Source organism: Pseudoalteromonas sp. H105 (genome assembly GCF_001469215.1).
In the GTDB taxonomy this organism is placed as follows: Bacteria; Pseudomonadota; Gammaproteobacteria; order Enterobacterales; family Alteromonadaceae; genus Pseudoalteromonas.
In genome coordinates, this window is the sequence record NZ_LOFH01000003.1 from 98,462 (window position 1) to 119,099 (window position 20,638).

At 38.6% G+C, this 20,638-nt stretch carries 20 protein-coding genes; 11 read left to right on the forward strand and 9 right to left on the reverse strand.

Going from position 1 to position 20,638, the window contains the following annotated elements; translation table 11 throughout:
• Positions 1-43 precede the first annotated feature (43 nt).
• Both ATS75_RS06605 and ATS75_RS06610 read right to left on the reverse strand, forming a co-directional pair.
• Positions 44-1,720, reverse strand: coding sequence for a HEAT repeat domain-containing protein (locus tag ATS75_RS06605; protein ID WP_058559662.1), 1,677 nt, complete (start codon positions 1,718-1,720; stop codon positions 44-46).
• Positions 1,717-3,531, reverse strand: coding sequence for a hypothetical protein (locus ATS75_RS06610; RefSeq protein WP_235591146.1), 1,815 nt, complete (start codon positions 3,529-3,531; stop codon positions 1,717-1,719). Before ATS75_RS06610 ends, ATS75_RS06605 begins: the two co-directional genes overlap by 4 nt.
• Positions 3,532-3,748: 217 nt before the next feature.
• On the opposite strand from ATS75_RS06610, the gene ATS75_RS06615 reads away from it, so the two are divergent.
• On the forward strand, positions 3,749-4,777 hold the full coding sequence (locus ATS75_RS06615; protein ID WP_058559664.1) for a metal-dependent hydrolase: 1,029 nt from the start codon (positions 3,749-3,751) through the stop codon (positions 4,775-4,777).
• A gap of 39 nt (positions 4,778-4,816) precedes the next feature.
• Here ATS75_RS06615 and ATS75_RS06620 read toward each other — a convergent pair whose 3' ends face one another.
• A complete protein-coding gene (locus tag ATS75_RS06620; RefSeq protein WP_058559665.1) occupies positions 4,817-5,125 on the reverse strand; it encodes a hypothetical protein in 309 nt (102 codons plus the stop codon).
• A 740-nt stretch (positions 5,126-5,865) separates the two neighbouring features.
• Here ATS75_RS06620 and ATS75_RS06625 point away from each other — a divergent pair.
• Complete coding sequence (locus ATS75_RS06625; protein ID WP_058559666.1) at positions 5,866-6,522, forward strand: substrate-binding periplasmic protein; 657 nt, start codon at positions 5,866-5,868, stop codon at positions 6,520-6,522.
• A 208-nt stretch (positions 6,523-6,730) separates the two neighbouring features.
• On the opposite strand, the gene ATS75_RS06630 is transcribed toward ATS75_RS06625, so the two are convergent.
• From ATS75_RS06630 to ATS75_RS06650, 5 genes are all read right to left on the reverse strand, one after another.
• On the reverse strand, positions 6,731-8,911 hold the full coding sequence (locus tag ATS75_RS06630; RefSeq protein WP_058559667.1) for a response regulator: 2,181 nt from the start codon (positions 8,909-8,911) through the stop codon (positions 6,731-6,733).
• Between the two features lie 169 nt (positions 8,912-9,080).
• A complete protein-coding gene (locus ATS75_RS06635; protein ID WP_058559668.1) occupies positions 9,081-10,805 on the reverse strand; it encodes a response regulator in 1,725 nt (574 codons plus the stop codon).
• A gap of 1 nt (position 10,806) precedes the next feature.
• Positions 10,807-11,346, reverse strand: a complete 540-nt coding sequence (locus ATS75_RS06640) for a heme NO-binding domain-containing protein (RefSeq protein ID WP_058559669.1) — start codon at positions 11,344-11,346, stop codon at positions 10,807-10,809.
• 392 nt (positions 11,347-11,738) lie between these two features.
• A complete protein-coding gene (locus ATS75_RS06645; RefSeq protein WP_058559670.1) occupies positions 11,739-12,638 on the reverse strand; it encodes a LysR substrate-binding domain-containing protein in 900 nt (299 codons plus the stop codon).
• Positions 12,639-12,800: 162 nt separating this feature from the next.
• Positions 12,801-13,949 (reverse strand): hypothetical protein, encoded by a 1,149-nt coding sequence (locus ATS75_RS06650; RefSeq protein WP_058559671.1) that lies wholly within the window; start codon positions 13,947-13,949, stop codon positions 12,801-12,803.
• A gap of 179 nt (positions 13,950-14,128) precedes the next feature.
• Between ATS75_RS06650 and ATS75_RS06655 the strand changes: the two genes are divergently transcribed.
• From ATS75_RS06655 to ATS75_RS06680, 6 genes are all read left to right on the forward strand, one after another.
• Positions 14,129-14,734, forward strand: coding sequence for a M23 family metallopeptidase (locus ATS75_RS06655; RefSeq protein WP_235591147.1), 606 nt, complete (start codon positions 14,129-14,131; stop codon positions 14,732-14,734).
• A gap of 154 nt (positions 14,735-14,888) precedes the next feature.
• Positions 14,889-15,137, forward strand: coding sequence for a hypothetical protein (locus tag ATS75_RS06660; protein WP_058559672.1), 249 nt, complete (start codon positions 14,889-14,891; stop codon positions 15,135-15,137).
• Between the two features lie 173 nt (positions 15,138-15,310).
• The gene (locus ATS75_RS06665) at positions 15,311-15,646 is read left to right on the forward strand and encodes a zinc ribbon domain-containing protein YjdM (RefSeq protein ID WP_058559673.1); all 336 of its coding nucleotides are present in this window, start codon (positions 15,311-15,313) and stop codon (positions 15,644-15,646) included.
• 154 nt (positions 15,647-15,800) lie between these two features.
• Complete coding sequence (locus ATS75_RS06670) at positions 15,801-16,016, forward strand: TIGR02450 family Trp-rich protein (RefSeq protein ID WP_058559674.1); 216 nt, start codon at positions 15,801-15,803, stop codon at positions 16,014-16,016.
• A 62-nt stretch (positions 16,017-16,078) separates the two neighbouring features.
• On the forward strand, positions 16,079-16,498 hold the full coding sequence (locus tag ATS75_RS06675; protein WP_058559675.1) for a hypothetical protein: 420 nt from the start codon (positions 16,079-16,081) through the stop codon (positions 16,496-16,498).
• An 18-nt stretch (positions 16,499-16,516) separates the two neighbouring features.
• A complete protein-coding gene (locus ATS75_RS06680; RefSeq protein ID WP_058559676.1) occupies positions 16,517-16,972 on the forward strand; it encodes a low molecular weight protein-tyrosine-phosphatase in 456 nt (151 codons plus the stop codon).
• 32 nt (positions 16,973-17,004) lie between these two features.
• On the opposite strand, the gene ATS75_RS06685 is transcribed toward ATS75_RS06680, so the two are convergent.
• Positions 17,005-18,087 carry an energy transducer TonB gene (locus ATS75_RS06685; RefSeq protein ID WP_058559677.1) on the reverse strand — a complete coding sequence of 361 codons (1,083 nt, stop codon included), beginning with the start codon at positions 18,085-18,087 and terminating at the stop codon, positions 17,005-17,007.
• 582 nt (positions 18,088-18,669) lie between these two features.
• Between ATS75_RS06685 and ATS75_RS06690 the strand changes: the two genes are divergently transcribed.
• The 3 genes from ATS75_RS06690 (at position 18,670) to ATS75_RS06700 (ending at position 20,621) form a co-directional block, all read left to right on the forward strand.
• Complete coding sequence (locus ATS75_RS06690; RefSeq protein ID WP_058559678.1) at positions 18,670-19,293, forward strand: GTP cyclohydrolase II; 624 nt, start codon at positions 18,670-18,672, stop codon at positions 19,291-19,293.
• A 78-nt stretch (positions 19,294-19,371) separates the two neighbouring features.
• Positions 19,372-20,160, forward strand: a complete 789-nt coding sequence (locus ATS75_RS06695; RefSeq protein ID WP_058559679.1) for a BPSS1780 family membrane protein — start codon at positions 19,372-19,374, stop codon at positions 20,158-20,160.
• An 8-nt stretch (positions 20,161-20,168) separates the two neighbouring features.
• Positions 20,169-20,621, forward strand: coding sequence for a regulatory protein RecX (locus ATS75_RS06700; RefSeq protein ID WP_058559680.1), 453 nt, complete (start codon positions 20,169-20,171; stop codon positions 20,619-20,621).
• Positions 20,622-20,638 lie beyond the last annotated feature (17 nt).

Sequence of the window (20,638 nt, forward strand, 5' to 3'; positions counted from 1 at the left end):
TTAATAAGCAATTGATTATATGCTTTTAAAATGCTCACTTTTATTAGCTTTTATCAGGCAGATTTTTTGGTTTTGCATGTAAAAACTCGACGATAGCTGTAAAATTGCGCTTAGATTTTTCATTTTTTAGCGCCTGTCTTAATGTCTGTTTTATACCTGTGTTATTTTGTTGCTTAGCAAGTGCATTTATTGAAGCATAGCGCACTTGTGCATCAGTATTATTCACTGCCAAATTTAACACTGCATCACTAGTTTTTGGTTGCATTTGATAATTACCTAATGCAGAAACCATGGCTTTCGTGTTGCGCCCTGAGTGACGATTAAAGTGTTGTTCAAGATTACTATAGGCGCTTTGTGTTTGTATCATCCCTAAAGCACGTATAGAGGCTTTTTCTATGCGCGGGTTGCTGTCATTTAGATAACTGTCAATTAACGCCACGTGCTCTTCATTTCGGCTGTTACCTAACGCGGTGATTAAGTCAGCTTTTTTATCGTCATTTTCACTTAATGTGATGTGTTCTACTATTGCATTGCTTAGTTGTTGAGAATGTTCGGAATTTTGCCGATTATTAAGCAAAATACCCAAAGTCATATAAAAACTGGAGCTTACTTCGGAGTCTTGACTTAAAAAACCATTATTTAAAATGCTCAGTAGCGTATCGGTGGCTTGTTGTGACAGTACATTAGTTCCTTGGGTTAGTGCACGAAGTGCTCTGAACTGTATTTGCGGCTGTTTTTCAGTGTTTTGTAATAAGTTGCTCAGTAATGTTTGACTAGCTGCTGTATCGAGTTGCCCTAAAGCATTAAAAAGTCGCATTTGGGCTTTATCAGTGATCATTTTTGTTAAAATAACATCGCGAAGTGCGCCAATGACTGCATTATATTTTTTTAGCAAAATAGCCAACGTGTGCGCATCTATTTGAGTGATGTCTTGCTGAGTAATAAAGGCGAGAAGTTCTTTTCGAAGGCGCTCCTTTTCAGCTTGAGTTAGGGGGATTTGGTTACTCTGCCACAGTAAAACATCGTTAGGCATGGTAAATAGAGTGGTCTTAAATGGGTGCGCCAGTTTATTTATTTTAAATTGTTGATTCGATACAAACGTTAGGTCCTGGCCAACCATTCTTAATTTTTCATTGCCTTGCCTATCATTTAAAAAACATGTTGATGGTGTTATTTCGTGCTCTGAGTAAAGTACGTCAATGTGAGAAAAGATAGCCAGCTTTTGTGTGTTCTTTTGCTGATAATTTTTTTTTGAAAACAGCAATACAGGTTTGTCAGCCGTTACCTTTTGTTGATAAACCGCTGTGTACTCGCCGAGAGTATCATGTTCACTTTCTAGCTCTGACAGCGTTTTTTGATACTGTAAATAATAGGCAAGGCCCTTTAACTGATCTTGCAATTGACTGTCTGTTTCATCGGCAAAGTAAAATTGAGAGATTAAGCCATTTTCATCAAGCTTAAAAGCAAATGGGCGCTCATAATTAGGCAGTGGCATTGACCACCAGTTTTTTGCTGCGCCTTTATTAACGGCAGATACAGAAAGTTTACCTTCAATTTTTATATCGCTGCGTTGTGCAGGCTGATTGAGTTTACTGTAGTTAAAGTGTGTTGAGGATTCCACCTCGAACTTAAATTGTGGCTGGCAGGTGGCAAACGTATTAATGCTAAACAGCGCCAATAAAGGCGCTGTTTGTAATAATAATCGATGTAATGAGATCACAGTTCGATTTCGTCCTCTTTAGAATACAAAGTCCACGATTTGTTATATACGCTATTAGTTTGGTATAACCATAAGTCGTAATTTGTGGTTTTCTTGCCGCAAGGGTAAGGAATAAAAAACTTTTTACACCATTTAATCCCAACGGTTTGAGCATATAAGCCAAACTTACCTGAAATGACATCTAAGTCATTTTTAAGATCAATACCATAATAGATATGTGGTCTATCATTATCAGAACTGGCTAAGGCAAAGCCTGCATTAGACTCTAAAGAGAAAGTGTTATCTATCAAGGTTAGGATCGCTTGTACGGCAGCAGACACAAGACCTAAATTTATTCCGCCACGCCCGAATGCACCAAAGTCGACATGAAATAAGTCTCCTTCTGCATACAGTTCTGCGTTATAACCAACGGTGAGTTCAAAACCAAGACTGCCATTGACCCCGGCCTCTACGTTCATAGGAATAGGGCCAATTGTAAAGCGTGCTTGAGCCAGTATCTTCTCTTCTTCCCATGATTTTTCCCATGATTTTTCATATTTAGCGACGTATTGCTCATCTTCAAAAACAACATTGTTGAAGATAATCATTTGCGAAGCGTAGCCGGTATTGTTGCCGCTTACATAAGCACTGCCATCATAAGCAATACTAAAGAGTGTATTCTTAGCATTGAAGAAATAGGCTTCCACGGCTCCTTCGCCCACTATTCGGCCACCAATATCGCCAATAGGTACGATAAAAAGCTCACCATTTAAGTCTACACCCACGCTAAATTTAGAGTTATTGCCGTAAAATTTATTGAACGTGCTTTCTAATTTAACATTGGCTAAACCCAATGTGGCCTGTGGTTGATACTTTGCAATACTTTGTGTTTCTTCCTCCTCACTCGCAGAGAAAAAATACAATGGGATGGCGGTCTCGGCAATGTTATTTTCAAGGATAGTTTCAGTATTTTGTGATAAGTCAGTTAGTGTAAAACGCACTTGCAACGCTTGCTCTTGTTCGGGATCGTAATCATTGTAAATGCGCTGGATTAATTCATCTTCAAGAGCAATATCAAAACCTATGTGCTCGTCATGAAGTCCAGCAGTGAAGTTGTGCTCAATGACATCTTGGTAGGTTTGGTTTTGTGCGTTCCAGAAATGAGTCGTTTCCCAGTTGCCGCCAATTAGTACTTCAGCTTTTATTTCTGTTGGGCCCAGATCAATGCCTTCGTAATCCGCTCCTAAATACCCAACCAAGTCTGAGTGATGATGACTGGTACCATTGTTTTTTTCAGGGATATCAAGTATTAATGCTTGTTGACCAAACTGGGCACTCGTTAGCTTATAGTCGTGAGATTCTAGAACACGTACCATGACGTCGGCGAATGGGAAGTTACCGTTAGCAAAAGGCTCATGGTCGACCGAAGGATGATTATCTGTTTCTATATCTTCCGCATGATTATCGTGTGGATCAATTTGAGCGATGATATGGTAGTGGCCGCCAATTAATGTGTTGGGTATTGTTATTGTGGTTTCAAGGTTATGCACACCTTCAGAAAGTTGGCTTAATTCTAATGCACCAACCTTGTGTACTTCTTCAATTTCGACTTCTGTTTCGCTTTGATTTTTTAGTTCTTGCGCATGAATAAGGTAAAAATGCACATCAACATCAATATTTTTAAAACCCATTATTTCAACGTCATAATACGTTTTAACAGATTGGTTCGGCTCTAACGTGCCTAAAGGACCGGTAGCTATTTTATTGATTGTAATGTTGGTTGGTATTTGTTCAGGTTCATCACGCTCGCAGCCTGTTAACATGAAAAGCATGAAACTTATCATTAGGAAGGGCGTAAAGCGACGCAGTAGTAATTCTATGTCCGATTTTCATCCACATTTAATGTAATACTGTCATTATAAATAAAACTTTTTGTTTACGCAAAGTTTACATTTGTGATATTTAAAAAATATGTAAAGATCGCTAAAGCATCGAATGCAGTACAATGAAATATGCAATGTATTAGGTTATTTGGCGAAGGAGGTTTTATTGGATTCACTGACACAAATCGTGCTCGGTAGTGGTGTTGCTTATGCAGCCCTTGGTAATAAGCTCGGGCGTAAATCATTATTAATAGGTGCTGCATTTGGTACGTTACCTGACTTAGATGTGCTGGTTAACTTTGGCGGCGATATCGAAAACTTTGTGTATCACCGCAGCTTTAGTCACTCCTTTTTAATACAGTGGTTAGTTAGTCCTATTTTTGCATGGTTACTCCTAAGGATGAATTGGGCTAAATGTGTGTCGATGAAGCGCTGGACTGTGGCTTTATTTTTAGTCCTAAGTACTCACTCATTATTGGATAGTTTTACTGTTTATGGCACTCAGTTATTGTGGCCGTTGTCGACGCACCCTTATGGCATATCCAGTGTATTTATCATTGATCCCGCGTATACATTACCGCTTTTATTATCGTTCATTTTATTGTGTTTCTTGCGTGTTAATCCCTATGCAAAGCAAGTAAATACCACTGCACTTGTTCTGAGTTCTGCGTATTTAACTTGGAGCGTGGCCGCTAAATGGCTCATAGACGATAGAGTTCATCAAGCATTGGTGTCGCAGAATATTGTGTTTGAACAGTACGAAAGTACTCCAAGCCCGTTAAATACTTTACTTTGGCGCTCGGTGGCAGTAACGCAAAAGGGGCATTATGAGATATATACATCTTTGTTTGATACACCAGAGCAAATTAATATGCAGTTTTATCCCACTGAAAATGCATTGCTTTCACAGTTTGATGATGTAAAACAGGTTGAATTATTAAAGCGTTTTACCAAAGGGCTTTATGGTGTTTATAGGCAAGATGAGCGCGTGATTATGAGTGATTTAAGAATGGGAATTGAAGGCTATTATGTGTTTTCATTTGTCGTGGCAGAGCAAAAAAATCAACAGTTAATTGCAGGGCAATACGAGAAGCTGACTAATCGTTTACCGCTTAATAAACTAGGGAGTATTTTTGCTCGAATTACGGACCCGTCTGTTGATTTAGCATTGACTGACAGAACAGTTCCTCAGTAGTTCATCAATCGTATTGAGATACTGGCAATCAGGCCTGATTTAATCATCGGGTCCTTTGAGGGTAAATACCAAATGCTTGCGCATATCTTTTAAGATCACACCTTTTTTCAACATGGCGCCACTGAGACGTTTTTGCCACTTTAAAATGTCAGGCTCGGCAGCAGCTAGCGCTTGTTCATCTTCAAACTGAAAGCACATAAGTAATGAACCCGGGAATAAGTGATATTCCACATCAAACCAGCATTGCAGCATACCCGGTATATCAGCACGCCCTTTCGCTTCTATTTTATCAGCAACATCAAGTACAAGGGCTTGTTGTTTCAATTGTACTTTCGATAGTTTTTTCATGGTGGTAGTCCAGTTATTGGGCTAAAAATACAGTCAGGGTAGTTCATTATACGCAAGCTTATAGGACGCCAACAACCAGAGAACGTCTTTTGCTTAGAAACGTTTGTTCAAAGGTAATAGGTGTCACATTAAACTCAGTATTATTAAGGTTTTTGGCTTAGTGTAACCAAAAAACGGTCTGATTTTTTAACTTTTCGGAACATTAAATTTACTTAATTAAATTCATTAACTAAGCTCATAACAGACTTAAAAACCATCAGTTTATTTAAGGAAGCGATATGCGGATTATTTTATTTTTTCTGTTATTGTCGCTTTATTTGACAATACAGGTGTTGTCGGGTTTTTAACTGAGGATGCAGAAGGCGCTATCGTTGGGGTACTATCAAACGGTAATGCTCGAGAAGATAAAGTATTTGCTTACACTATTACTGATGGGGCTACGTCGACTCAAATTGTGCCTGAGGAAAGACCCATTGATACGTTTTACCCTGGCCTGACAGAAATAAACTAGTTTAAAAATGATTGTTTACTGTTATTAGGTCAAGCAATCAAAGGCTTAATTATAAACTAGTCAAAAAAGCCCTAAAAACTATGTTTTTAGGGCTTTTTATTTTTACGTTGATGTGAATATAACAGGCAGAGAATTAAAATCTTCTTGCCAATTTAAAGGCAAGCAGCGAGCTGTAAGCTATAGTTAACAAAGGATTCATTTTTAATTACCAATTCATCAGTAGGGATTTATGGCAAAATATTGGTTGTTGTTTGTATTAATAATATGTCCGATTGCTTTAGCTGAACAAGGTAAGTTTAAAGTTACGGTGTATGCATACCACCTACAGCCACCTTTAATCATTGATATTGGCGGTCAATCTGGTTTGTATTTTGACTTAGTTAATCATCTAAATCGTTTAAGTAACGAGTATGAGTTTAGCTTAGTGTATGTGCCAAGAAAACGCATTGAAGTTATGTTAGAGCGTAACGAGATGAATGGTATTTTATTGGGGGTAAACCCTAAGTGGTTTAAAGATAAATCAGAACAAAAATACCTTTGGACGAGTAAAGTGTTTGAAGACCGTGATGAGGTTGTTTCTTTACAAAGTGCTCCTTTTGAGTATAAATCACCCAACTCGTTAAAGGGAAAAATAGTGGGAGGGGTTCGAGGCTTTTATTATGCTGGTATAAACGAAGCAGTAGCTGAGGGCCAGGTGAATCGAATTGACACTGTTGACGAGGAAGCCTTGTTGGCGATGTTAACTAAGCAGCGGATCGATGCGGCGATTATTGGGCGAACTATGTTCGAGTATTACCTGTCTGACTCTGTTAAGGAGGCTGTATTTCACTTATCAGCCCAGCCACACGATGAATACCATCGACGAATATTAGTGCCTAAAGAGTAGACTACACTATTTATACATCTGCAAAACTTAGTAACCAAGCTTGATAATGACTGTCAGTGGCAGCAAAAAATAATGCGTTATCAATGATTAAAATACATCAACCACACTTTACTAATAAGGTTTTGCTTCTAGAGCGTAAAATGCGGCAAATTAAGGTGTGACGATTTTTTCATAGCCATAGCCTACAGTGAATGCTATGGCGCAATTTTTAAGATCGATTTATTTGCTCAGATAAAAAAAGGCTGGTGATATCGGCTATTTTTATCAAAGATTCTTTATCTTCACATCGCCATGTTACCTTTGAGCCAACACTTTCGCAGCAAATAACACCCAATGGCTTATTTTCAATTAAATAGATGTAATCAAGTAATGAATAGATATTATTTGGCTCAAAGTATGATTGGTTAAATTGCTGTGTAAGCGTGTTGTTCCTTGCATCTGATGCATCGAGTATTTGATTTTTTAAAATGTAGTTAAAGTACTCAGGGAAGTCATTTGCTGTAAGTGATATATCAGACGTCACCTGATTCTTCTCATCAAGGCAAATCAAACAATTTATCGCTCTGTACTCCTTGTCAAACAGCCAAAGGCTGACTCGATTTGAATGCGGAATAAGGGCTTTCAATTCTTTGCAAATTTGTTTTAGTTTCCAGTCACGAGAGGTATTAGGGTCACTTATTTTTATTGCTAAGTGTTTTACATCAGGGTTATTTGGATTATATACATTCAATAAGCTGTTTAGTTTCACTTTATCAAAGGGTTTGGTCAAGTAGCCATCCATACCAATATCTAAATAGTGCTCTATATCTTGCTTCATTGTGTTGGCAGTCATTGCGATGATAGGAACCGTTTGACCAGCTTGAGTCGCTCTTATAGCCTGTGTTGCTTGTATGCCATCCATGACAGGCATTTGGATATCCATAAACACCAAATCGACAGGGTTGGTTTTGAAATATTCAACACACTCTTTACCGTTGTCGGTGAATACAACATTAGCATTATGTGCTTTAAGCATTTTACTGACGACAATTTGATTGATTTTATTATCTTCAGCAACCAAAACATGACAATCTTGCAAATTGGTAGCAGCCATTTTTGGCTGTGAAATTTCATCAGGCGTCGAGATATCGAATGTTTGTAAATAAGTAAACGTAGACCCTTTTCCTTCGGTACTTGTAAAATTTATACTGCCATTCATTAATTCACTTAAGCGAGCACAGATAGTTAAACCCAGACCTGTTCCCCCATATTGCCTAGAAATAGACGCATCTGCTTGGCGAAACTCTTTAAATAGGTCTTGCTGCACTTTCTCTTCGATACCTGCACCAGTATCGATTACTTCAAATAAAATTGTTTGTGTCCTTGATGAGCTCTTAATGACACTGATTTTGACATCCACATGACCCTGATCCGTAAATTTAATTGCATTTGCACAAAGGTTATTTAATATTTGCGATACTCTAACAGGATCACCTTTGAGTGTTGATTCAACGTCATCAGCAATGATTAGATTGAGCGCAATGTGTTTGTTTGCTGCATGTTTTGATTGGGGCCTAATCACATCATTTAAAGTGTCACCTAGGTTAAAATTGACATGTTCAATTTCTAGCTCATTAGCTTCAATTTTTGAAAAATCAAGGATGTCATTTACAATATTTGACAGATATCGCGCAGATTTTAAAATACTTTTAAGGGTGTTATCTTTTTCAAGTTGGACGGTCTCTGCAAGTCCAAATTCAGCCATGTTTAAAATGCCATGAAGAGGTGTTCTGAGTTCATGGGTCATATTTGCCAAAAACTTGCTCTTTAAGTTACTGGCTACGTCGGCTTCTTCTTTGAGCTCTTTAAGAGTTTGGTTTTGGCTTTGTTCATTTTTGAGTGCAGTAACTAACTTTTTGTTATGGAGTTTCAACTCTAGTTGCGTAATAACCTCTTTACCTAATATTGTCAGTGCATTTGTTTGTTTTTCGGTTAATTTTTTTGGGCTATCGCTAATAACACATAATGTGCCGATTGCATTACCGCGAGGAGTAATGAGGGGGGCACCAGCATAAAATCGAATATTTGGGTTATTTGTAACAAGTGGATTGTCATGAAAGCGTTTATCGATAAGCGTATTTTGGATCTCAAAAATTTGTTTTTGCAAAATAGCGTGTGAACAAAATGCAATATCTCTTTCAGTTTCATCAACTTCAATCCCGTATTTTGACTTGAACCACTGTCTTGTAGGATCGACTAGGCTAACGAGTGAGATGGGCGTTTCACAAATATCAGCAGCAAGTTGTGTTAAGTCATCAAATACTTTTTCAGCTTCCGTGTCTAATATGTCATATTCATACAAGTCTTTTAGCCTCGAGATTTCATCTTCAGGTATTTGTGCTTTTATCATTTTATAGCTCTATGCTTGTGAGTTTTACCTATGTATTAATCCTATGAAAATAATAGCGAATTAGCTAGTTTATAGTGAAAATAGTGCATCTTTGTTAGCGTAATCTGTAAATATGTAATTAGTCAAACTTTGTAGTTTGGCCTTAAATTAAAAGCTTAAAAAGCGGGCTTTACTCTTTGCCTCCTAGTTGCTCAGCAATTACATCAAACATTTTTTTTACTTCGATTGGCTTGGCTATGTAGCCTTGCATACCTGACTGCTTTGCTTTAGTTAAATCGGTTTCCATTGTGTTGGCGGTCATCGCGATGATTGGGATAGTCGCATACTTAGGCTGTTTTTTAATTTCAGTTGCTGCAGTGTAACCGTCCATATTAGGCATTTGGCAATCCATTAAAATACAATCGTAATCAGCAGTTTGAATAGCTTTGAGTGCCTCTAGGCCATCACATGCAATCTCTACTATAAAGCCATTTTTACGCAGTATCTGTGAGGCTACCTGTTGATTAAGAGGGTTATCTTCTACTAACAGAATTTTAGCGCCTACAAACTCTTTTAAGCAGGTGTTATCAGCACTATGAATTTTGCTTTTTGTTATACCCAATACATGCTCAAGTGTTTTGTTTAAATTGCCTTTAATAATGGGCTTTAATAAAAGCTCGTTAGCGCTTTTATTAAAGCTAGCGAGGCAGTTTTTTACTTCTTTATTTTCGAATGAAGTCAGTATAATGAGCTTGTTGATACAAGAAGAAAGCTGTGATTTCAATGATTCTAGCGTATTAGTTTGTGCTTGATTGAGTATATGCCAATCAATAAAAATAAAATCGTACTCACTTAAGCTACTTGATGTAGATAGCTTTTTATCGTTATGGTTTATGGTATCTGTGGCGATATCCAACTTAGTTAGCATGTCCTTAAGGATGGTTTCTTGAATATCTAGTTGCTCAATAATAAGTGCTTTTTTATCTTTATAAACAGGAGGAGGGAGTGGTTTTTGTTTTGTCGCCACACCCAGTGAGATATTGAAGCTAAAACAACTGCCTTTATTTATTTGGCTATCAACATGTATTTCGCCACCCATTAATTCAACTATTTTTTTACTAATAACGAGGCCTAGTCCTGTCCCACCAAACCTTCTGGTTGTAGACACATCCGCTTGAGAAAACGGTTTAAATAAACACGCGGCTTGCTCTTTACTCATTCCAATACCGCTATCTATAACTTTAAAGCTAATATCGATGGTTTCTTTACTTTGTGATAGGACTGACAATCTAAGTATTACATTGTTTTTATTAGAAAACTTAATAGCATTGCTTAATAGGTTTAGTAAAACCTGGTTAAGTCTCAACGCATCACCAATGATAAAATCAGGAATAGTGTCGTCAACCTCAAAGATGACTTCAATATTGTTTTTTTCTATTAGGCTGCTTGCTAAATTTGCAAGGTTAGCTAAGAAAGTGTTGACGTCTAACGCTTCGTTTTCAAGTTCGAGTTTACTTGCCTCGACTTTTGAAAAGTCTAGAATGTCGTTTATGATCCCCAACAGTGATCTGGCTGACTGTTGAATCTTCTCAACATAATCATATTGTTTGTCGTTCAGTTCTGTATCTAATGCGAGGTAGGCCATCCCTATAATTGCATTCATTGGTGTGCGTATCTCGTGGCTCATGTTAGCTAAAAACATCGATTTTGCACGGTTAGCTGTATCTGCGTCTTCTTTGGCAATTTTGAGTGCTTTAGTACGAATCGCAACCTCTTTTTCTAAATTGTCAGCAGCACTTTTAAGCGTCATATTTGCTTCATATAGCTCATATGATTTCTGCTCAAGCAGTGATTCTGCTTCTTTACGTGCTTTGCGTTCTCGCTCTAAACGCCTTTTATAAAGTTTTTCATCCACTTTAAGCTACTTTTGTTAATGTGAAGGTGGCTGTTTGATGATCTTGCTCTATATCGCTTTGAATAATTATTTTTTCCTTAAAATGCTCACATGAGCCTTCGATTAACCCTTCAGCTAAACAGGCAAATGGATTACCTGAACGATATATCATCTGCATTTTTGTAGGGCTTATACGAATAGTTTCAAAGTTTGGTAGCTCAGTGTCGTCATATAGCTTTTTGACTTCAATATGGACGTGTCGGTCAATCGTATCAAGAAAATCAAAGGTATTCGTTACGGTATTAAAAAATTGCGGAAAGAGGACAAAGAATCTATTTAGCAGGTACTTTCCATAGGCGTGAATTAATTCGTCAACGGGGATATTAATGTGTTTACTTAACGAAGTAACAAGCATAATTAATTCTTTATTGTCGTAATTGCCAACACTGGTGTAGGCTCCATCTGAGCTCAGCGAATTTTCTTCTATTATTTTATCAGCCACTTCATAAGAAAATTCACTTTCAACCATTTCGAGAAACTCGGTAAAAACAATGCCTTTCATATAAATGCCCTTTAGACTCTTTTAACTAAAGTGTAGATAGGATCGTAAAAAATACAATTAACGGATTCCCCTTTAAAGTAGGTAACTGATTTGCTTATCAGTTGTTTAGTTTATTTATTAATAATTGTGCCAATTTACTGTCCAAATACATACAAGTAAGTAATAAAGCCAGTGAGATGAGAGGGATAAAAATTAAAGACGTGACTACGTTGCCGCGCGTGAGCACATTGAAGATTATTGGCGATAAGATAATGGTAATTGCTATTACGCGAAAAGTGAGCTGTATGGCCTTTGTGAACATAGCGTTTCATTTCATTTGTTTTTAATTGAACTTATTTTAGAAACATATGAAATCTCTGACAAAAGGATAATATTCACGATAAGGGTGAACTCTATTCACCTTTATGAGCGATGAGCTCCGACTTTTTTAACCAATTAATGAAGCACTTAATATCATGACGCTCTGCATCTTCAGGACGGTATACTGCATAGAGCGATTTAGAATAGGGCATGAATTCGTTAAAAGGTGTAACGATGACGCCTCGACTTAAAGGGGTATTTTCAATGGGAAACATTGCTAACGCCATTCCCAGCCCTTGCGCTGCAGCATTCACTGCTGAATCGTAATCGTTAAAGCTTAGTGAACGTTTACTTTCTTTTAAATTTAAACCAATAGATCTTGCCCATTTTAGCCAAGCATCGTCAACGTACGTAAAGTCAATTAGCGGCAAGTGGCTGATATCTTTTAGTAAATGTGGTTTGTGTTCATTTGCAAATTTAGGCGAGCATACGGCTGATATTTGAATGTCAGTCAGCTTGTGAACAATGGTTTTAGGCCAGTTTCCATCGCCTAATCTAATGGCTAAATCAATATCTTCATATTGTAAATCAGATACTTTGTTGCCAATCTCGATTCTAATCTCAATATCTGGATGGGCAGCTTGAAATGCACCAAGTTGAGGAATGAGCATGTTACTTGCTAAGGTTGTAAAGCATGAGATTTTAAGTGTAGGGGATGAAAAACGTTGTGTGAGTTCTTTTGTGCCCTGTTCAAATTGACTCAGTCCTTGTTGGATATATTTTAAATACATTCTCCCCGCATTATTAATGGCCACACCACGGCTTTTACGTTGAAATAAAGCGAACCTCAAATGAGTCTCTAATGCCTTTACTTGGTGGCTAACCGCCGAAGGGGTTATAAAAAGCTCTTCGCTTGCTGCTTTAAAGCTTTCTAACCTTGCAGCAGCTTCAAAAATACTAAGCAGGTGTAATGGGGGATATTTTAGTTTCATTAATTCATGGCCAGTCTAACGTTTAATAGAGGATAAATTAAAAACAAGTATAGGTGAATATAATTCAATATTTATTGCGCACTATCAGGCCAACAAAAAGGTGAAGGGAGTAGAGGTAATACAGTGCCACTATCGTACATGAACATAGCGACACTGAATGCTTTATAACGCAGATAAGCTCTGTTCAAGCATCGCTTGAATTTGTTTAACTATTTTAGCTTCGGTTTCTGGTTCAAACTGCGCAATGCGTGGAGTATGGATATGACCAGTTGGAATGTCTGAATTAAGTTCATCGCGTAGGCGAATACTGCGGTACGAAATCTCGTTAGATAAGTAGCCACCGCCACCGCCTTTGACGGCAATTGCGCCTTCCAGCTCTTTTAACGTTTTAGGCTCAAAGGCTTTTTCAAGTGTCACCACTTTATGGTTGTCGTTTATGGTGAATGGTCCTGTTGCTTTTTGCATCTGCTTTACAGGCAGGCTGAACTGAACAAACTCATTACCAGGTAGAGGGCGGTCATTCAAACTGGATATTTTTGGTGCTGTCGCAGTGCCACCGTAAACAATATTAGCATTATCCGGCGCAGTCACACTGCGACGCTTTCCTGGGAAACGTTCAAGATCAAAGTCTTTACCACCCATGCTTATTGTTGCCACCATATCTACGTTATTTAATGCGTAGTAAGGGGCGAGTAATGACTCAATAATGCCTTGATCAAAATCTTCATACCTAACCGGTATCATGACCGCGTTAATTTCAGCTGTTACACCATTATGATTAATTACTTGGCCATCTAACAATAAAGCGGCGACCCCTGATGGATTACTTTGGTTAATGTTTCTGTCGAGTAAGAATGGGTCAAAACCTGTGATGAGAATTTTTTTATCGGTTTTTTTACTGTAATCAAGATCAGTACGACCTCGGCTGCCATTCTCAAGCATCGTTAAGAGCGCTGATTGTTCGCTATTGCTCAACGTAAAAAGCGGTTTTTCAGTTCGAATAATCTTGCTCGAAAGTAAGCGCGCCCAATACAACTCTCGGTCGTCGTAGCTATTAGTTTGGTTAATACGTGTTTTTGCCTTTCGCCAAAGTTGTTTTGAGTAATCGTCAATTAAATCGCTAGCTTGCTGATAGTTGCGAGCACCTTGCCACTCTTTATTAAAAGAGGCGATATCATCAGAAAATGCAGTGACGACGTTTGGCATAGCAGACGCGGCTTTTTCAATTCGCAATTCTTCTGTTGTTAAGTTTGCTGCATGGGCAGTAAACGATGAAGCGATTAAGCCTGTGGCAAGTAAAACGTTTCTCATGATTATCCTATTTAGTTACAGCGTATTGGTAGGCTAACGTTACTATCCTATGGATAAAAGGTGAGCGCAAATAAAATCGATTAGTGCCTTAACGCAGAATGCAGGTTAGTTATTAAACTAAGCTTTTAAACGTTTTTATTATTTCCTTCGTCTAAGTTATTTTAATTTGGATAAAATAGATGAAAATAAATACGTTAATGTCCACGCTGTTTTTAATAAGTGCGGCTACTGCAATTGCACAGCCTGAAGTTGATTGCAGTGTTTACAGCTCGCAAGAGCACTCGCGCTACGTTTTGCCTTATAAACAGGGAAGTGAGCATGAGGTAGTCGTGTCAACAGGGCATTACCGTGAATCAAATCAGGGGGTTGGTTTATATGCACTGGATTTCATTATGCCAATAGGCACACCAATTGTAGCCGCACGGACTGGGCATGTGGTTGCACTGCGCGAACAGTTTTATGATGGAAATGGTAAAGACCTGCATGAAAACTTTGTTTTTATACAACACGATGATGGCTCCATAGCCCGATATATACATCTTACTCACGATGGCGTGTTAGTCGAAATAGGTGAGCATGTAAACGCAGGGCAGTTGATTGCTAAAAGTGGCGATACAGGTCAGACTGGCGGTCATCATCTGCATTTTGATGTTCAGCAATGTGGCCCTAATTTACCACCGCAGTATAACCAACTACCTTGTGGGCAAACTGTGCCCATTACGTTTAGCAATACGCAACCACACCAGTGTGGGCTTGAAGAAGGAAAAAGCTATCGCGCCCTTTGATAATGTTAAATATCGATGATTAGTACAAAAGCATACCCTGTTGCATTGCGATATTTTAAACTGTGTTTGGCATGTGCCCATTGAACTACTCTTATTTATCAACCATTTTATAACTGGTATTCTATGGTTATTAGTTTTTAAAAGAGTAAACAAAATGATTAACGATAATGATGTTATTGACACCCTTGAAGAGCTTGATGCATTTATCCGCTTAGTAGAAAGTGGAGGTTTGGGCTTTAAGAATGTGTCAGGCTTAGCGCTAGCAACTCATAATAGCAATAACCGCCCATTTATTGCTGTGCTTGATGATGCCCATCAATTACTGATAGGTCGTTGGGTAACGCAAGACGTATATGAAAATGGTAAAGAGCTGGTTCGTGGCGGTTCTAAAAAGCCACACTAGTTTCATTGTCTAAAGGTACTTATTACACATAGCGTGCTAAGTTGATCCAGTGCTTAACAATTTAGAGTGGTTATTCATTATTATTGCCGATTTATATGCTGCATAGGTACCTCAATAGACAAAACCATGATGAGCTATTACCATAAACAAAAATTTATTTATGTGTGCTAATTATGCCTTTACCTTCTTGTCCCAAGTGCCAGTCTGATTATGTTTATGAAGATCAAACTTTATTGATTTGCCCTGAATGTGCGTTTGAGTGGGATCCCACTCAAAATGACGATGATGATGTTATTAAAGTTAAAGACGCCAATGGAACATTGTTAGCTGAGGGTGACAAAGTGACGGTGGTGAAAGACTTGAAAATAAAAGGCAGCTCTCAAGTTATTAAAATTGGTACTAAAGCCGTTATCCGCTGGATTAAAGATACAAAAGATCATGAGCTTGACTGTAAAGTGGATGGCGTTGGTGAAATGATGGTAACCGCTAAGTTTGTAAAAAAAGCGTAGTGTATTTGCTGTAAGTCCAGCCCTGATAGGGCTGAGTTCATTGAATGGAATATGTCAATGTGTGGCTGATAAAGCAAACCAAGTCATAATAAGATGAAACTTGAAAAGGCTATCACGCGTATTATTACAAAAAACTACCTGATAAGGCATTCATGTGAACCAAATTAATCCTCGGAAATTGTTACGCAGCAAATGGACTGCGGTATCCCCCATCAACAAAGAAAAACACTTTTTGATTACTGATATTGAATTTGACGAAGAAGGCGTGGTTATTCAGTGTGAAATAGAAGCGGTTATGTCAAAGCGTACTCAGCTGATTGAATGGCGACAGCTTAAAGATCAAGATGTGTGGTTACAAGGGTGGAAATAAAAAGCGGTGTTTGTGTTATTATTTGCTTCTACAATAAAAGTCTACATTAAAAGGCCTTTAAAATGATGAATACAAAGCTGTATAAACGCGTACTAAATCTTGCTGGTGACCTCGTTCATGCTGCACAGAGAAAAGATCAAAAGAAATTTGACGCGCTTTACAATGAGCTTAAAGCACTGTGTATTGAAAACGATAACACAGATAAAGATCACCCTGTGCAGTGGGAAACGCTGGCTGACTTTACTGACGAATTTAGTGATGCAATTACACTATACGAAAAGGCACTGGTAAAAGCATCAGCTATCAATGCGAAAGATTACATGTCATCAATAGGCTATTCATTAGCAACTATGCATGTTGAATTAGGCCAACAAACGCATGCAATTAAAGCACTTGAAGAAGCTAAAGTGAGTGCGAATAAAATTGCAGATAAAGAGCTTAAAGCGGAAATTGACGAGTTACTGACTGACTTAAAAGGCTAATAAAGCAAGGAATAAACGATGACAAAAGTGTTGGTGGTGTGTTTAGGTAATATTTGCCGCTCACCCACGGCTGAAGCAGTTTTAAAAGCAAAAGTAGCGGAGCGTCAAGCTGCTGTGGAGGTCGACTCGGCCGGAACCATTGGCTACCACGCAGGCAATCCCCCGGATAAGCGCTCACAGGCGGCTGGTCTAAAGCGTGGTTATAGCTTTAAAGGCATACAGTCACGACAAGTTAATAGCCACGATTTTGATTATTTTGATTTAATATTGGCAGCCGACAAATCGAACTTAGCTGATTTAGCAGCACTTTGCCCACCACATTTACAGTATAAACTAGCCTTGTTTTTAAGTTACGGCAATACAAGTATTGATGAAATCCCTGAACCTTACTATGGGGGAGAGAATGGTTTTGAGCACGTACTTGATTTAATTGAGGCAGCAAGTGAGGCAATACTTGATTCTCTAGAAAGATAGCCTATCAAGCTATCTTTCATTTTTTGACTCCCTTAGCGGCCAATTTTGAAATCAAGCTGAACTTTAGAGCTAGCAACAACGGCAAGACCATTTTCAAACCTGGGTGCGTAACGCCATTTCTCCATCGCCTTGATCGCTTCTCGCTCAAAAGCTGTCCCTCCTTCTGATTTTAGTACTTTGATATTTTCAACAAAGCCTGACTTGCTTACATCGAATACCATTTGAACGTAGCCACTTCGACCCTGCTTTGCTTTATTTAATGGGTAATCGGGTGGCACGCGGTAGAGTGGGGTTTGTTCTTGATCCTCTTTCCAAGGCACCATTTTAGCAATCGCTATACAATGTTTAGTGGCTTCATCTCGTTGGCCTTTTAATTCATAAAGGTGAACGAGCTTAGAGTGCGCACTAAGCTCTGCTTGATGATCAAAACTCAACGCATTATCAAATACCCCGACAATGCGATTCAAGCGTTCTATTGCTTTATTATATTGTCTTTTTCCTTGTGAAAATGCGGCAACTAAAAAATCGGCTTTAATGCGCTCAACTGCATTGTCTGGTAAATGTTGCATGTAATATTCATCAGCTTGGGCTAAATATTTGCGTGCCGTTAAATATTTTTTACCGTGAAAGTTATAAGCTAAATCATTGGCTGCATCGAGCTGTATGTCTGCGGCTAATTTTAATTGGTTATTGTGTTTTGCAAGTGCGATAACTTGGTCATACAAATCGATAGCATGGCTGGCTGATGATGCGCTGTTAGCCATACCTGTTAGGGCATCAACCAATGCTAAACTATTTTCAGGGTGGTTGATGGCTAGAATGTCATACGCACGTTTGAACAAATCATAACGTTCAGTTTTAGAGTTTTGGTCTTTGTTTTTTAACTCGTTTGCATAGTTAGTCGCAAGGTTGGCTGTGTTGTCAGACGCTGGGCCGTAGAGCGCACTCCCTAATTCATAGGCCTTTTTAGCAAACGGGTATGCGCTTTGATCAGATTGCTGAGCCGATAAATACGCTTGGTAAGCGGTTTTAAACTCGGAGGGTAAAGTGTCATCTGCCAATGCATGATTGCCATACGCTACGACGAAGCACAGCATCAAAGTTGATACCTTCATAATAATCCTTATTATTTTGTATGAGTGAATACTATCAAATAGGGACGCACGTGTCATTGATGCACTGTGAATGTGTATATACTCAAATCACCGCAAAATGCCCAAAGAGTGGGTTTAAAAGCGATGCTCCCAGCTTGATGTGGCTTGGGTATATGATATTAAATGTTAACTGTGGCTTTTAACTTGGGTATATACCCAAACCGCCTCAATATGCAGAATTCAGCGTTTCACAGGGGCTTAATATCAAGGCGTTACTTTGCAACAATGGCAATCCCTTTTAAGAAGTAACAACGATGAGAGTAAGTGCCTGTGAAACGCCCAATGGGTTGGTTTAAAAGTGATTTATACTGCGTTATTGATTTTAACAATAGAACCACTATTTCTTGCAATCAATGCCTTGTCTACATCGCTTTTAATTCCAACTGAAACTCGCATCTTGAGGTGGCTTGGGTATAATGCTTGAATTGTAAGTGATAGCCTCAATATAGTCTTCACTTCATGCGGTGAACATACAGCAGGTATGGCTTTGTGATAGTATCACGTTCATTGTATCGCATTTACTTTTTTATATTTGGATTTGTCGTGGCGCAAGTAAGAGCTAGAGTCCAGCTTAATGTTGGAAAAAACAGTGATATCCCCGCAGAAATAATCTCTTTCAGCGGCTTAAATGATGGCCAAGAGCATGTTGCTTTGGTCTTTAATAATGCCGATAGCGATCAAACAGTGCCGCTTATTCGCATGCACTCTGAATGTTTAACGGGTGATGTATTTCATTCATCACGCTGTGATTGTGGTGAACAGCTTAACGAGTGCATTGAGATGATGCACCAACAGGGTGGTATTTTGCTTTATCTTCGTCAAGAAGGTCGTGGCATTGGCTTGTATAACAAGATTGATGCTTATGTGCTGCAGTCACAAGGTATGAATACCTATGAAGCAAACAATCATCTGGGTTTCGCAGATGATCTGCGTGATTTCTCTGATGCGGTATTAATGCTTGAAGCAATGGGGTTAGCACATGTTAAATTAATGACTAACAATCCGAAAAAGCTAAATGCGTTGAGAGACGCGGGCATTGAGGTTGACGCTGTGATTGGCACACATGCGCATATCAAAGCGGGTGTTGCAGGCAATAAGTCTTATTTAGAAACAAAAATAAAGCATGGTGCGCACATGTTAGATATAAAGAAGATTAAAAAACCGTAGTTTTGCGGTTTCACCTCTGTAATCCCTTCCTGCGCCGAGTTATACTCGGCGTGTTTTGTTTTTTAATTAAGAGCATGTATGTCAATCGAATTACGAGTATTTAAAGCCGACGCAGGTGTTAAGTGGTTTAAAGCCGGTTGGCTTATTTTTAAAACCCAGCCGCTTACTTTTATATTTATGCATTTATTTATCGGCATCGTTGGGTTGTTATCGCTATTTCTGCCTTTTTTGCAAATCATTGCCGCATTGGCAACGCCGTTTTTAACGGCAGGATTTTATCAAGCTGTATTGACTAAACAGCAAGGCGGCAAAATTATGTTAGCAGATATACTCAAACCATTTTCTGCGAAGGGTAACCGCTTAGGATTGCTTCGTTTAGCACTTTATCAAATGGCCGCAGGTGTATTAATGGCCTTGCTGGCGAATGGACTATTTGCAGAAGCTGTTGCTATTATGAGCGATCCGAATGTTGACCCTAATATTGCATTACAGCAAGTGATTGACAGTATTTCTATGGCCAATATGGCGTTGTTTTTAATCGCTATTTCTTTCTACCTTACTGCGTTTGCCTATGCCGTACCCTTGGTTTACTTTAATCAGCAAAAACGTATTTTTGAAGTACTAAAAAGTTCGTTAATGGTGTTCTACCATAATGTCGCTGCGTTAAGTGTTTATGGTGCTATTTGCGCTGTATTTATGGTTATATCTGCGTTTTTAACCTTTATACCGCTGTTGGTTTTAATGCCAATTTGCTACATTAGCTTTTTTGTATCATACCAAGCTATTTTCATGCCTGTGGTACCACCAGCGCAAAGTGAACCGACAGAGCCTGAGCAGCATAATGATACCGGGCGTTTTGACGCTTAATCACACAAATGGATGAAGCGCTTAAGAAAAAGCTAAAAAATTATGTATTGTGGTTACTCGGACGACAAGAGTATTCGCGGCGCGAATTAACAAAGAAATTACAGCAAAAAGAGGCGACGCCTGAATTTATCGAGGCTTTATTAGATTGGTGTGAAGAGCACAATTTTATTAATGAGCAACGTTATGTTGAAGGCTTTATTCGTCGTCATATTGCTAAAAAGCATGGCTTAAAACGCATACAAAGCGAAGCGATGGCAAAAGGGATTGATAGAGCGCTGCTTAGCTCCATTATTGAAATAATGGAGGTTGATTGGTTTGAACTCGCGCAGGAAGCGTATTTAAAAAAGTATTCAAATGCACAGAACGATTTCGATTACAAAGAAAAAGCAAAGCGTACGCGCTATTTGATGTATCGAGGGTTCAGTTACGAACAAATAGATTTTGCAATGCAAGCACAGTAAAAATGGGTGAGACTTTC